This window comes from Ramlibacter sp. MAHUQ-53 (assembly GCF_052600055.1).
Window position 1 is genome coordinate 495497 of the sequence record NZ_JBQWTS010000001.1, and the last position, 12784, is coordinate 508280.

12 protein-coding genes are annotated in these 12784 nt (G+C 70.2%); 5 read left to right on the forward strand and 7 right to left on the reverse strand.

Annotated features, from left to right (window positions below):
- Positions 1–13: 13 nt before the first annotated feature.
- From tpiA to ACT80S_RS02245, 5 genes are all read right to left on the reverse strand, one after another.
- Positions 14–781, reverse strand: coding sequence for a triose-phosphate isomerase (tpiA, locus tag ACT80S_RS02225; protein WP_377412030.1), 768 nt, complete (start codon positions 779–781; stop codon positions 14–16).
- 8 nt (positions 782–789) lie between these two features.
- Positions 790–1776: an NAD(P)H-quinone oxidoreductase gene (locus ACT80S_RS02230; protein ID WP_377412033.1), complete on the reverse strand. Its 987-nt coding sequence runs from the start codon at positions 1774–1776 to the stop codon at positions 790–792.
- Positions 1777–1860: 84 nt separating this feature from the next.
- Complete coding sequence (gene pnp / locus ACT80S_RS02235; RefSeq protein WP_377412035.1) at positions 1861–4059, reverse strand: polyribonucleotide nucleotidyltransferase; 2199 nt, start codon at positions 4057–4059, stop codon at positions 1861–1863.
- 182 nt (positions 4060–4241) lie between these two features.
- A complete protein-coding gene (gene rpsO, locus ACT80S_RS02240) occupies positions 4242–4502 on the reverse strand; it encodes a 30S ribosomal protein S15 (protein WP_377412038.1) in 261 nt (86 codons plus the stop codon).
- Positions 4503–4609: 107 nt separating this feature from the next.
- A complete protein-coding gene (locus ACT80S_RS02245; RefSeq protein WP_377412040.1) occupies positions 4610–5770 on the reverse strand; it encodes a pyridoxal phosphate-dependent aminotransferase in 1161 nt (386 codons plus the stop codon).
- A 148-nt stretch (positions 5771–5918) separates the two neighbouring features.
- On the opposite strand from ACT80S_RS02245, the gene ACT80S_RS02250 reads away from it, so the two are divergent.
- Positions 5919–6302: an Hsp20 family protein gene (locus ACT80S_RS02250; protein WP_377412042.1), complete on the forward strand. Its 384-nt coding sequence runs from the start codon at positions 5919–5921 to the stop codon at positions 6300–6302.
- Positions 6303–6309: 7 nt separating this feature from the next.
- Here ACT80S_RS02250 and tsaD read toward each other — a convergent pair whose 3' ends face one another.
- Positions 6310–7350 carry a tRNA (adenosine(37)-N6)-threonylcarbamoyltransferase complex transferase subunit TsaD gene (tsaD, locus tag ACT80S_RS02255; RefSeq protein ID WP_377412044.1) on the reverse strand — a complete coding sequence of 347 codons (1041 nt, stop codon included), beginning with the start codon at positions 7348–7350 and terminating at the stop codon, positions 6310–6312.
- Positions 7351–7439: 89 nt separating this feature from the next.
- Here tsaD and ACT80S_RS02260 point away from each other — a divergent pair, with 89 nt between their 5' ends.
- The 4 genes from ACT80S_RS02260 (at position 7440) to ACT80S_RS02275 (ending at position 11323) form a co-directional block, all read left to right on the forward strand.
- Positions 7440–8066: an ANTAR domain-containing response regulator gene (locus ACT80S_RS02260; RefSeq protein ID WP_377412046.1), complete on the forward strand. Its 627-nt coding sequence runs from the start codon at positions 7440–7442 to the stop codon at positions 8064–8066.
- A 273-nt stretch (positions 8067–8339) separates the two neighbouring features.
- The gene (locus tag ACT80S_RS02265; RefSeq protein ID WP_377412048.1) at positions 8340–9584 is read left to right on the forward strand and encodes a CmpA/NrtA family ABC transporter substrate-binding protein; all 1245 of its coding nucleotides are present in this window, start codon (positions 8340–8342) and stop codon (positions 9582–9584) included.
- Positions 9585–9596: 12 nt separating this feature from the next.
- Positions 9597–10511 carry a nitrate ABC transporter permease gene (gene ntrB, locus ACT80S_RS02270; RefSeq protein WP_377412051.1) on the forward strand — a complete coding sequence of 305 codons (915 nt, stop codon included), beginning with the start codon at positions 9597–9599 and terminating at the stop codon, positions 10509–10511.
- A complete protein-coding gene (locus tag ACT80S_RS02275; protein ID WP_377412054.1) occupies positions 10508–11323 on the forward strand; it encodes an ABC transporter ATP-binding protein in 816 nt (271 codons plus the stop codon). Before ntrB ends, ACT80S_RS02275 begins: the two co-directional genes overlap by 4 nt.
- A gap of 42 nt (positions 11324–11365) precedes the next feature.
- On the opposite strand, the gene ACT80S_RS02280 is transcribed toward ACT80S_RS02275, so the two are convergent.
- Positions 11366–12649, reverse strand: a complete 1284-nt coding sequence (locus tag ACT80S_RS02280; RefSeq protein ID WP_377412058.1) for an ANTAR domain-containing protein — start codon at positions 12647–12649, stop codon at positions 11366–11368.
- Positions 12650–12784: the final 135 nt, after the last annotated feature.

A 12784-nucleotide genomic window follows, 5' to 3' on the forward strand; every position in this document is an offset into this window, starting at 1 on the left:
AATGCGGGAAGACTCAGGCCGCGTTCGCGCTGGCCGAGGCAATGATCTGCAGGAAATCGGGGGCCTTCAGCGAGGCGCCGCCGATGAGGCCGCCGTCGATGTCGGGCTGGGACAGCAGGCTGGCCGCGTTGGCCGCGTTCATGCTGCCGCCGTAGAGGATGCGCACGCGGTCGCTGTGCTCGGTGGCGGCGTGCAGCTGGGCGCGCAGCACGGCGTGCACCTGCTGGGCCTGCTCGGGGGTGGCGGTCTTGCCGGTGCCGATGGCCCACACGGGCTCGTAGGCGACGACGATCTCGCTGATGCAGTGGCCGTTGGTATGGATCACCGCGGCCAGCTGGCGCTTGACCACCGCCTCGGTCTGGCCGGCCTCGCGCTCGGCGAGGGTCTCGCCCACGCAGACGATGGGCGTGATGCCGTGGGCCAGGGCCGCCTTGGCCTTGTCGGCCACGAGCTGGTCGCTCTCGCCGTGGTACTGGCGGCGCTCGGAGTGGCCGACGATCACGTAGCGGGCGCCGAACTCCTTGAGCATGGCGGCCGCGACCTCGCCGGTGTAGGCGCCCTGCTCGTGCGCCGAGCAGTCCTGGGCGCCGAGTTCCAGGCGGGTGCCGTGGCGCAGCATCTGCACCTGCGCCAGGTACGGCGCGGGCACGCAGACCGCGGCCTCGCAGGCGCCGTCACGGGAGGCTTCGCCCAGGCCGGCGATCACGGCGCGCACCAGCGCGTCGTTGGCCTGCACGCTGCCGTTCATTTTCCAGTTGCCGGCAATCAGTTTCTTCTTCATGTCGTGTCTCACCAGGTCAGCACGATCTTGCCGATGTGCTGGTTGGATTCCATCAGCGCGTGGGCCTGGGCCGCACTCGCCGCCGGGAAGGTGCTGTGGATGACGGGCTTGATGGCGCCGGACGCCAGCAGCGGCCAGACCTTCTCGCGCAGGGACTGCGCGATCGCGGCCTTGAAGGCCACCGGGCGCGGGCGCAGCGTCGAGCCGGTGATGGCCAGGCGGCGGCGCAGCACCAGGCCGGCGTTGAATTCGGCCTTGGTGCCGCCCTGCACCGCGATGATGACCAGGCGGCCGTCCTCGGCCAGCGCCTCGACCTCGCGGGCGACATAGCTGCCGGCCACCATGTCGAGGATGACGTTGACGCCGGCGCCGCCGGTGAGGCGCTTGGCCTCGGCGACGAAGTCCTGCGTCTTGTAGTTGATGGCGTGGTCGGCGCCGAGCTTCAGGCAGGCAGCGCACTTGTCGTCGCTGCCGGCGGTGACGATCACCGTCGCGCCCAGGGCCTTGGCCATCTGGATCGCGGTGACGCCGATGCCGCTGGAGCCGCCCTGCACCAGCAGGGTCTCGCCGGCCTGCAGGCGGGCGCGGTCGAAGACGTTGCTCCAGACGGTGAAGAAGGTCTCGGGCAGCGAGGCCGCCTCCACGTCGGACAGGCCGGCGGGCACGGGCAGGCACTGGCCCACGGGCGCCACGCAGTACTCGGCGTAACCGCCGCCGGCGACCAGCGCGCAGACGCGGTCGCCCACCTTCAGGCCGGCCGCGGCCATCGCGGCGGCGTCGCCGCCCTCGATCACGCCGGCGAACTCGAGGCCGGGGATGTCGGAGGCGCCGGGGGGCACGGGGTAGTTGCCGGTGCGTTGCAGCACGTCGGGGCGGTTGACCCCGCTGGCGGCGACGCGCACCAGCACTTCGCCCGCGCCCGCCACGGGCATCGGGCGCTCGCCCAGGCGCAGCACCTCGGGGGCGCCGGGGGTGGTGATCTCAACGGCCTTCATGGATTGCTCTCGCTCGTCGAATGGTCGTCCATCGTCAAAACGGCCCGCGCCGGAGGGCGCGGGCCGCAGCTCGCAAGGCGGTGATTACTCGCCCTGGGCGTCGGCGGCCGGGGCCTGGTCGCGGGACTCGCGCGGCTCGCGACGCTCACGCGGCGCACGCTCCTCACGCGGCTCGCGCTCGTCGCGGGCCGGGCGGTCCAGCAGGGCCTTCATGGACAGCTTGACGCGGCCCTTCTCGTCGGTCTCGAGCACCTTCACGCGCACGACCTGGCCTTCCGACAGGTAGTCGGTGACCTTCTCCACGCGCTCGTGGGCGATCTGCGAGATGTGCAGCAGGCCGTCCTTGCCGGGCAGCAGGTTGACCAGGGCGCCGAAGTCCAGGATCTTGGTGACCGGGCCTTCGTAGACCTTGCCGATCTCCACTTCGGCGGTGATCTGCTCGATGCGCTTCTTGGCCTCGTCGGCCTTGGCGGAATCGGTGGCGGCGATGGTGATGGTGCCGTCTTCCTCGATGTTGATCTGGCAGCCGGTCTCCTCGGTCAGCGCGCGGATCACGGCGCCGCCCTTGCCGATCACGTCGCGGATCTTCTCGGGGTTGATCTTCATCGTGTACAGCTTCGGCGCGAAGCTGGAGACCTCGGTCTTGGCCTCGCCCATGGCGTCCTGCATCTTGCCCAGGATGTGCATGCGCGCTTCCTTGGCCTGGGCCAGGGCGACCTGCATGATTTCCTTGGTGATGCCCTGGATCTTGATGTCCATCTGCAGGGCGGTGATGCCGTTGGTGGTGCCGGCCACCTTGAAGTCCATGTCGCCCAGGTGGTCCTCGTCGCCCAGGATGTCGGTCAGCACGGCGAAGCGGTTGCCTTCCTTGATCAGGCCCATGGCGATGCCGGCCACGTGGGCCTTCATCGGCACGCCGGCGTCCATCATCGCCAGGCAGCCGCCGCAGACGGAGGCCATGGAGGAGGAGCCGTTGGACTCGGTGATCTCGGAGACCACGCGGATCGTGTACGGGAATTCTTCCTTGGTGGGCAGGCACGCCACCAGGGCGCGCTTGGCCAGGCGGCCGTGGCCGATCTCGCGGCGCTTGGTGGAGCCCATGCGGCCGACTTCGCCGGTGGCGAAGGGGGGCATGTTGTAGTGGAACAGGAAGCGGTCCTCGAACTCGCCGGCCAGCGCGTCGATGCGCTGGGCGTCACGCTCGGTGCCCAGGGTGGAGACGACCAGGGCCTGGGTCTCGCCGCGGGTGAACAGGGCCGAGCCGTGGGTGCGGGGCAGCACGCTGTTGCGGATCTCGATGGGGCGCACGGTGCGGGTGTCGCGGCCGTCGATGCGGGGCTCGCCGGCCAGGATCTGGCTGCGCACGATGTTCGACTCGATGGCGAACAGCAGGTCGTCGACCTTGCCGGCCTCGTACTCGACGCCCTCGGCCTTCAGCGCGGCATGCACCGAGGCGGAGGCCTCGCGCAGGGCCTGGGTGCGGGCCTGCTTGGAGCGGATCTGGTAGGCGGCGCGCAGCTTGTCCTCGGCCAGGGCGGTGACCTTGGCGATGAAGGGCTCGTCCTTGGCGGGCGGCTGCCAGTCCCAGGCCGGCTTGCCGGCGTCGCGCACCAGCTCGTGGATGGCGTTGATGGCGATCTTGCCCTGCTCGTGGCCGAACACCACGGCGCCCAGCATGATCTCCTCGGACAGCTGCAGGGCCTCGGACTCGACCATCAGCACGGCGGCCTCGGTGCCGGCGACGACCAGGTCCATCTGGCTGTCCTTGCGCTGGGTCTGGCCCGGGTTCAGGACGTACTCGCCGTTGATGTAGCCCACGCGGGCGGCGCCGATCGGGCCGGCGAAGGGCACGCCGGAGATGGCCAGCGCGGCGCTGGTGCCGATCATGGCGGCGATGTCGGCGTCGACCTCGGGGTTCAGCGACAGGGTGTGGATCACCACGTGGACTTCGTTCAGGAAGCCCTCGGGGAACAGCGGGCGGATCGGGCGGTCGATCAGGCGGGAGGTCAGCGTCTCCAGCTCGGAGGGCTTGGCTTCGCGCTTGAAGAACGAGCCGGGGATCTTGCCGGCGGCGTAGGTCTTCTCGATGTAGTCGACGGTCAGCGGGAAGAAGTCCTGGCCGGGCTTGGCGGACTTGGAGGCGACCACGGTGGCCAGGACCACGGTGTCGTCGATGTTGACGATCACGGCGCCGGACGCCTGGCGGGCGATCTCGCCGGTCTCCAGGGTGACCGTGTGCTGGCCCCACTGGAAGGTCTTGGTGACTTTGTTGAAGATGCTCATGTTCTTGCTCTCTCTGGTGGGCGGAGCTTCAGGCGAACACGATGCCATTCCATCAATCGCCCGCATCCTGCGTGGGGGCGGCTGGTGGAATGACACAGCGCGTATTCGTCTGGAGGGCTCCCGGAAGTGAAAAACGCCTGAGCTAGCGGGACTAACTCAGGCGCTTTTCGTGGGTTCGGTGCTTACTTGCGCAGGCCCAGCTTGGCGATCAGCGCGGTGTAGCGGTCGGCGTCCTTGGCCTTCAGGTAGGCCAGCAGGCTCTTGCGACGGTTCACCAGGCGCAGCAGGCCGCGGCGGCCGTGGTGGTCCTTGGCGTGGGTCTTGAAGTGGGGGGTCAGCTCGTTGATGCGGGCGGTCAGGAGGGCGACCTGCACTTCGGGGCTGCCGGTGTCGGCGGCGCCGCGCGCGTTGGCGGCAACGATTTCAGCCTTGTTGATGGCCATCAGTGATTCCTTGGGAAGAATTGACTTGCGTTGGATGCTGGAATGCGGCTCCAACGTGCGAAAGCACCACCCCGTGAGGGGTAGAACTGCGGGATTATAGCCTGGGATCAGGCCTGGGCGGCCAGCCAGCCCTGGAGGCGCTCCACGCCCTGCCCCAGCCGCGCCAGGTCCTTCGAGGCGAAGCACCAGCGCAGCCAGCCGTCCGCCTCGGGCGCGAAGGCGCTGCCGGGAGCCAGGCCGAGGCCGGCCTCGGCCACCAGCCGCTTGGCCGTGGCCAGCGAGTCGGGGTGGCCCTGGAGCTGGAAGAAGGCGTACATGCCGCCCGGGGCCGGGGCCACCCGCACCTGCGGCAGGGCCTGCAGCAGCGGCACCAGGGTGTCGCGACAGGCCTTCAGGTGGGCCACGACGCGCGGGGTGACCTCGTCGGCGCGGGTCACGGCGGCAATCGCGCCGCGCTGGGTGAAGGTGCTGGCGCAGGAGGTGTTGAACTCGATCAGCTTGCCCATGGGCTCCACCAGCGCCGGCGGCATCACCAGCCAGCCCAGGCGCCAGCCGGTCATGAGGAAGCTCTTGGAGAAGCTGTGGGCCACGACCAGGCGGTCGTCCGGGGCGGCGATGTCGAGGAAGCTGGGGGCGCAGCCCGTGTCGCTGGGCGCGTAGTAGAGCCGCTCGTAGACCTCGTCGGCCAGGATCCAGGTGCCGGTGCGGCGGCAGTGGTCCAGGATGGCCTGCTGCTCCTCGCGCCGGAGTGTCCAGCCGGTCGGGTTGTTGGGGGCGTTGAGCACCAGCAGGCGGGTGGCCGGGGTGACCGCATCGAGCAGGGCCTGCAGGTCCAGCACCCAGGCGCCGCCGACGGGCTTCAGGGACACGGTGCGCAGCGCCGCGCCCATGATCAGGGGCTGGGCCGTGAGGTTGGGCCAGACCGGGGTGACGGCCACCACCTCGTCGCCCGCATCCACCAGGGCCTGCACGGCCAGCATCAGCCCGCTCACGCCGCCGGAGGTGACGGCGATGCGGCCGGCGTCCACCGGGCCGTGAAGGCGCGTCGTGTAGGCCGCCAGGGCCGCGCGCAGCTCGGGCAGGCCGAGGTTGTGGGCATAGAAGGTTTCGCCGGCCCGCAGCGAGGCGATGGCCGCCTCGCGGATGAAGTCCGGCGTGGCCTCGTCGCTCTCGCCGAACCAGAAGGCCAGCACGTCGCTGCGGCCGAGGCCGGCGTTGGCGACCTCGCGGATCTTCGAGGCCTCGAGGTTCTGGATGGCGTGGCGCATGGGCGGGCTTTCGCGTCAAGAACAGCCAGCCCTTGAAAAGTCGCCGGCCGCTCGCAGATCGGGTGCAGGGCGGCATTCGGCTGGCGGATGCCGCGCAGTGTAAGGGGGGCCTGGGGCCCGCCCGGAACCGTCTTCCAGGAGAGTCGCCATGTTTTTCGCACCCGTCGTCCGCACCCGCGCCGTGATCCCCACCCGCCGCACCTTCAACCGCGGCTTCGAGCGCTTCATCGACGAGGCCTTCTTCCAGCCCACGCCCGCCCGCGGCGCCACCGTGTCGGAGGACGACAAGGCCTGGACCGTGACCCTGGACATGCCCGGCATCGCGCGCGAGGACCTGTCCATCAGCGTCGAGGGCCCGGTGGTGCGCATCGAGACGCGCGCCGAGGCGCCGCGCCAGTACAAGGCCGCCTATGAGCTGCCGCAGGACATCGATGTCGATGCCACCGCCGCCAGGCTGGAGAACGGCGTGCTCACGCTGACCCTGGCCAAGCAGGTCCCGGTGAGCAAGGCGCGCACGATCCCGCTGCAGTGAGCGGGCGTCAGGCCGCCGGCACGATCTCGTGCAGCGGCCAGCGCGGCTTCACGTCGAAGGCATACGCCTCGCTGGCCTGCTGCGCGCCGGACTGCAGCCGCATCGCGCCGGCCAGGGCGATCATGGCGCCGTTGTCGGTGCACAGGTGCAGCTCCGGGTAGTGCACCCGCACGCGGCGGCGCGCACAGGCCGCGTCGAGCTGCTCACGCAGCAGGCGGTTGGCGCCCACGCCACCGGCCACCACCAGGCGCTTGAGGCCGGTGGCATCGAGCGCGGCGATCGACTTCTTCACCAGCACCTCCACGATCGCCGCCTGCGTCGCGGCGGCCAGGTCGGCCCGGCGGGCCTCGAGCTCGTCGCCCAGCTTCCTGGCCTGCGTGAGCACCGCGGTCTTCAGGCCGGCGAAGGAAAAATCGAGGTCGCCGCTGTGAAGCAGCGGCCGCGGCAGCTTGAAGGCCTGCGGGTCGCCCGACTGCGCCAGCCGCGACAGCGCCGGCCCGCCCGGATACCCCAGCCCCAGCAGCTTGGCCGACTTGTCGAAGGCCTCGCCCGCCGCGTCGTCGATGGTCTCGCCGAGCAGCTCGTAGCGCCCCACTCCATCGACCCGCATCAGCTGCGTGTGGCCGCCGGACACCAGCAGCGCCACGAACGGGAACTCCGGCGCATCCGCGCTCAGGAACGGGGACAGCAGGTGCCCCTCGAGATGGTGGACCCCCAGCACCGGCTTGCCCAGCGCCGCGCCCAGGGCGCAGGCCACGCCCGCCCCCACCAGCAGCGCGCCGGCCAGGCCGGGGCCGCGGGTGTAGGCCACCACGTCCACCTCGGGCAGGCCGCGGCCCGCCTCGTCCAGCACCTGGCTGGCCAGGGGCAGCACCCGGCGGATGTGGTCGCGGCTGGCCAGCTCGGGCACCACGCCGCCATAGGCCTGGTGCATCTCGATCTGGCTGTGGAGGGCGTGCGCCAGCAGGCGCGGCACGCCGGCGCCGGCGGCCTCCACCAGGGCCACGCCGGTTTCATCACAGGAAGACTCGATACCCAGGACAAGCATGTCCCGAGTGTAGGCGCGCCGGTGGGGCGCCCTCCCCTTTGGCACTTTGGCGCGAAAATTGCACCGCTTTTTCCGTACACGTCCGACCCATGACCGAACCCTTGCGCATCCTGGTCGTCGCCCCCGACCTGGTGGTGGACGACCCGAACGACGAACACGCCCTGGAGCAGGCCGCGCGTTCGCGCAGCCTGCGCATCGGCCTGCTGGAAAACGGCTTCAACCTCATCGCCAGCCTGCCGGCCGACCCCTTCCTGGCCGAGCGCATCGCGCAGCTGCAGCCGGACCTGATCATCGTGGACGCCGAGAGCGCCGCCCGCGACTCGCTGGAGCATGTGGTGATGGCCACCCGCGACGAGCGCCGGCCGATCGTCCTGTTCACGAACGACGACGACACCACGCACGTGAAGGACGCGGTCGCCGCCGGCGTCTCCGCCTACATCGTGGCCGGCCTCGCCCCCGACCGCATCCGCCCCATCCTCGACGTGGCCATGGCCCGCTTCCAGCACGAGCAGGGCCTGCGCCAGGCGCTGGCCGCCGCCCGCTCCGAGCTGGCCGACCGCAAGGTGATCGATCGCGCCAAGGGCCTGCTGATGCAGCGCCAGGGCCTGAGCGAACCCGAGGCCTACGAGAAGCTGCGCCGCACGGCCATGGACAAGGGCCTGAAGATCGCCGACGTGGCCCAGCGCATCCTCGACGTGGCCGACCTGCTCGGTTGATGCGCCGTGATGGTGCGCCGCACAAGCGCAGTGCGGCGACCCGCACCAAAACGTTGGTTCACACCCCACCCTCCCCGCCCGGAAAACCTGGCACGCGCTTTGCACAAGTGAATCCGAATAACCAATGATGGTTTTCGGGCCACCCCGCTTCAACGGCGAAGCATCCCGGTGGCCTTGACCGGACGAAGGCGTCCCCACCCACGGCAGTTGTCCGTGCGCGTGAGGACGCCTTTTCTTTTTTGTTCGATTCCTTGTTGATGGAGTAGCCCCGTGATGACCGACCTGCTGAAAACCCGCCTCTCCCGCCGCAGCCTGCTGCAAGCCGCCGCCGTTGGCGCCGCCGGCGTGTCACCGGCGCTGCGCACCGCGGTCCACGCGCAGGGCTCCGACAAGCCCGAGAAGGAGGAAGTGAAGATCGGCTTCATCCCCCTGACCGACTGCGCCAGCGTGGTGATGGCCTCCGTGCTGGGCTTCGACAAGAAGTACGGCGTGAAGATCATCCCCACCAAGGAAGCCTCCTGGGCCGGCGTTCGCGACAAGCTGGTCAACGGCGAACTCGACATGGCCCACGTGCTCTGGGGCCTGATCTATGGCGTGCACATGGGCACCTCCGGCCCGAAGAAGGACATGGCCGTCCTGATGAACCTGAACCACAACGGCCAGGCCATCACCCTGTCGAAGAAGCTCGCCGACAAGGGCGCGGTCGACGCCGCCTCGCTGGCCAAGCTCATGGCCACCGAGAAGCGTGACTACACCTTCGCCCAGACCTTCCCCACCGGCACGCACGCGATGTGGCTGTACTACTGGCTCGCCAGCGTGGGCGTGAACCCGCTGAAGGAGGCCAAGGTCATCACCGTGCCGCCGCCGCAGATGGTGGCCAACATGCGCGTGGGCAACATGGACGGCTACTGCGTGGGCGAGCCCTGGGGCCACCGCGCGATCGCCGACGGCATCGGCATCACCGCCGCCACCACCCAGGACATCTGGAAGGACCACCCCGAGAAGGCCCTGGGCACCACCGGCGACTTCGCGAAGAAGTACCCCAACACCTGCCGCGCCGTCATCGCCGCCATCCTGGAGGCGAGCAAATGGATCGACGCCAGCCTGTCCAACAAGAACAAGATGGCCGAGACCGTGGCCGACAAGGCCTACGTCAACACCAGCGTGGACGTGATCAACCAGCGCATCCTGGGCCGCTACCAGAACGGCCTGGGCAAGACCTGGGACGACCCCAACCACATGAAGTTCTTCAACGACGGCTACGTGAACTTCCCCTACCTCTCCGACGGCATGTGGTTCCTCACGCAGCACAAGCGCTGGGGCCTGGTCAAGGACCACCCGGACTACCTCGCGATCGCCAGGCAGATCAACCAGGTGGACCTGTACAAGCAGGCCGCCACCGCAGCCAAGGTCGCCGTGCCCAAGGACGTGATGCGCTCGAGCAAGCTGCTCGATGGCGCGGTCTGGGACGGCAAGGACCCGAAGAAGTACGCCGAGTCGTTCAAGGTCCACGCCTAAGGAGTCACGGACATGGTCAGCGCAGTCTTCCACGGCCCGGTCGACGAACCGGCGCCTTCCGCTCCCGCAGCGCGCACGGCCCCCACGGTGGCCGCAGCCCCCGCTCCCGCACCGGCCGCTCCCCGGCCGGCCCGCACCTCCATCGACTGGCGCGGCCTGTGGCTGCGCGTGCTGCCCCCGTGCTTCGGCCTGGGCTTCCTGGTGGGGATCTGGGCCCTGGTCTCCATGGGCTCGGGCGGCAGCATCCCCTCGCCGGCGGAGACCTTCCACCAGGCGGTGGAGGTTTTCAGCGACCCGTTCTACCGCAAGGGGCCCAACGACCAGGGCGTGGGCTGGAACGTGCTCGCCTCGCTGCAGCGCGTGGCGGTGGGCTTCGGCCTGGCCGCGGTGGTGGGCATTCCGGCCGGCTTCCTGATCGGGCGCTTCACCTTCCTCTCGCGGATGTTCAACCCGCTGATCAGCCTGCTGCGCCCGGTCTCCCCCCTGGCCTGGCTGCCGATCGGCCTGCTGGTGTTCAAGGGCGCCAACCCCGCCGCGATCTGGACCATCTTCATCTGCTCGATCTGGCCCATGATCATCAACACCGCGGTCGGCGTGCAGCGCGTGCCGGCCGACTACATGAACGTGGCCCGCGTGCTCAATCTGTCCGAGTGGAAGATCGTCACGAAGATCCTGTTCCCCGCGGTGCTGCCCTACATGCTCACCGGCGTGCGCCTGGCCGTCGGCACCGCGTGGCTGGTGATCGTGGCCGCCGAGATGCTCACCGGCGGCGTCGGCATCGGCTTCTGGGTGTGGGACGAGTGGAACAACCTCAACGTCAAGAACATCATCATCGCCATCTTCGTGATCGGCATCGTCGGCCTGCTGCTGGAGCTGGCCCTGGTCAAGCTGGCCACCGCATTCACCTACGAGGAGACCCGGGCATGAACGAGAGCCTCACCACCAAGTACATCCAGGTCCAGGGCGTCGGCCAGACCTTCCGCACCGCCAAGGGCCCCTTCGTGGCGCTGCAGGGGGTGGACCTCACCGTGGCCAAGGGCGAGTTCGTCGCGCTGATCGGGCACTCGGGCTGCGGCAAGAGCACGCTCCTGAACCTGGTCGCCGGCCTCACCCGCCCCACGCAGGGCGCCCTGATCTGCGCCAACCGCGAGATCGCCGGGCCCGGCCCGGACCGGGCGATGGTGTTCCAGAACCACTCGCTGCTGCCCTGGCTCACCTGCTTCGAGAACGTCTACCTCGCGGTGGAACGCGTCTTCGGTTCCACCGAGACCCGCGCCCAGCTCAAGGCGCGCACCGACGCGGCGCTGGAGCTGGTCGGCCTGTCGCACGCCAGCGCCAAGCGCCCCGGCGAGATCTCGGGCGGCATGAAGCAGCGCGTGGGCATCGCCCGCGCCCTGTCGATGGAGCCCAACGTGCTGCTGATGGACGAGCCCTTCGGCGCGCTCGACGCCCTCACCCGCGCCAAGCTGCAGGACGAGCTCCTGCAGATCGTGGCCAAGACCCGCAGCACCGTGGTCATGGTGACGCACGACGTGGACGAGGCCGTGCTGCTCTCGGACAAGATCGTCATGATGACCAACGGCCCGGCCGCCACCATCGGCGAGGTGCTGCACGTGGACCTGCCGCGCCCCCGCGACCGCGTGGCGCTGGCCGAGGACGCTCGCTACCTGGGCTACCGCAAGGCGGTGATCGACTTCCTCTACACCCGCCAGGCGCACGTGGAGAAGCAGGCCGCCTGAGGCGAGCCTGCCTGGGCCTGGCTGGGGGCGGCTGCGGCCCCCTCAGCCGGCCGACCCGAGCAGCATCTCGACGCTGGTCTGGTAGGCCTCGGTGAGCCGGTCGAAGACCGCGAGCAGGTCCTCGCTGGCCGCGGCCAGCTGCATGCGGCCGCCGGGCTGCGCCGCCAGCGGCACGGTGCCGCGCAGCGCCGCCCAGGCCTGCCGGCCCTCGGCCTGCATCTGGCGGATGGCGGGGGTGGACAGCGGCGCCGACTCCAGCTGCCGCAGGCCCTCCTCGAACGCGGCCTCGCTGGCCGCCAGCTCGCGCCGCACCGCCTCGGCGTCGGCCGGCGCCGCCGCCGGCAGCACCAGGGCCAGCTTGGCCACCCGCTGCGACAGCATGCGCTGGCGGCCCGCCACGTTGACCACGCCCACCGGCTGCGCCACGCCGGAGGACTCCAGCGCCAGCACCAGGGCGTCGGCATTGGCCAGCACCGCCTCGGCCAGGGCATCCAGCCGCGGCAGCTCGGTGGCGCGCGGCGCGGCCTCCAGGCCCTGGCGCAGGTCGGCCCAGGCGGCGCGGCCCGCGGCCACCAGGTCGCCGAAGGTGGCCGGAGACAGCTCGGCCTCCAGCGCCTTCAGGTTCTCGTCCACCCGCGCCACGCTCTCTCGCATCAGCAGGGCCGCGGCCTGGCCGTCGGTGCGGCTGCAGGCCAGGGCATAGAGCTTCACCAGGCGCTGGGACAGCATGCGCTGCTGCCCCGCGCGGTTGATCGCCTCGGCCACGCGCGCGGCGTCGATCACCTGGCGCGAGACCTCGCCCACCTTCTGGTTGCCGTGCATCGAAGCGGTGCGCAGGAGGCGGAAGGCCTCGTCCTCGGTCAGCGAGCGCGCCCGCATCAGGATGCCCTTGGCCTTGTCCACCAGCTTGCGTTCCTCGAGGCGGCCCTCGAGGTCGTCCAGCCGCTGGCGCCACTGCCGCTCGCGCTTCTCCCGCTCGCGGGCCTGGGCCACCAGCGGGCGCAGGCGGTGGCCGCCGTAGCCCTGGACGATCCAGCCGTGCACCCCCGCCTCCAGCGCGCGCTGCATCAGGGCGACGTCGTTGTCGCGGGTGAACACCAGCAGGGGGAAGGACTGCTCCCGCTGCAGCACCGCCACCGCCTGCAGCAGCGCCTCGGGCACCTGCGGCGCCCAGCACACCACCACGTCGGGCTGGGTGCGCAGGGCATCGCGCACCAAGTGGGTGCAGTCCCCCTGCCCGCAAACGGTGAAACCGGCCGCCGTGAAGTCGGCACGCAGGTCGGGCGCGCCCGGGTCGGAGGTCTGGAGCAGGAGGACGGAGGTCAAGGCAGGCACTCGAAGGGGACGCGCAAAGGGGCGAAGGATAGGCCAATCCCCTGGCACGGAAGCTGCTCAAAAGGAATTAACGGGTGTGACGCCGCACCCTGGCCGTGCATCGTACCGCCGGCCCTGCGCACGACG

What these genes read in the sequence shown, in the direction of transcription:
- tpiA (WP_377412030.1), bottom strand. Translation starts at nt 781, where the DNA reads ATGAAGAAGAAACTGATTGCCGGCAACTGGAAAATGAACGGCAGCGTG.
- ACT80S_RS02230 (WP_377412033.1), bottom strand. Translation starts at nt 1,776, where the DNA reads ATGAAGGCCGTTGAGATCACCACCCCCGGCGCCCCCGAGGTGCTGCGC.
- pnp (WP_377412035.1), bottom strand. Translation starts at nt 4,059, where the DNA reads ATGAGCATCTTCAACAAAGTCACCAAGACCTTCCAGTGGGGCCAGCAC.
- rpsO (WP_377412038.1), bottom strand. Translation starts at nt 4,502, where the DNA reads ATGGCCATCAACAAGGCTGAAATCGTTGCCGCCAACGCGCGCGGCGCC.
- ACT80S_RS02245 (WP_377412040.1), bottom strand. Translation starts at nt 5,770, where the DNA reads ATGCGCCACGCCATCCAGAACCTCGAGGCCTCGAAGATCCGCGAGGTC.
- ACT80S_RS02250 (WP_377412042.1), top strand. Translation starts at nt 5,919, where the DNA reads ATGTTTTTCGCACCCGTCGTCCGCACCCGCGCCGTGATCCCCACCCGC.
- tsaD (WP_377412044.1), bottom strand. Translation starts at nt 7,350, where the DNA reads ATGCTTGTCCTGGGTATCGAGTCTTCCTGTGATGAAACCGGCGTGGCC.
- ACT80S_RS02260 (WP_377412046.1), top strand. Translation starts at nt 7,440, where the DNA reads ATGACCGAACCCTTGCGCATCCTGGTCGTCGCCCCCGACCTGGTGGTG.
- ACT80S_RS02265 (WP_377412048.1), top strand. Translation starts at nt 8,340, where the DNA reads ATGACCGACCTGCTGAAAACCCGCCTCTCCCGCCGCAGCCTGCTGCAA.
- ntrB (WP_377412051.1), top strand. Translation starts at nt 9,597, where the DNA reads ATGGTCAGCGCAGTCTTCCACGGCCCGGTCGACGAACCGGCGCCTTCC.
- ACT80S_RS02275 (WP_377412054.1), top strand. Translation starts at nt 10,508, where the DNA reads ATGAACGAGAGCCTCACCACCAAGTACATCCAGGTCCAGGGCGTCGGC.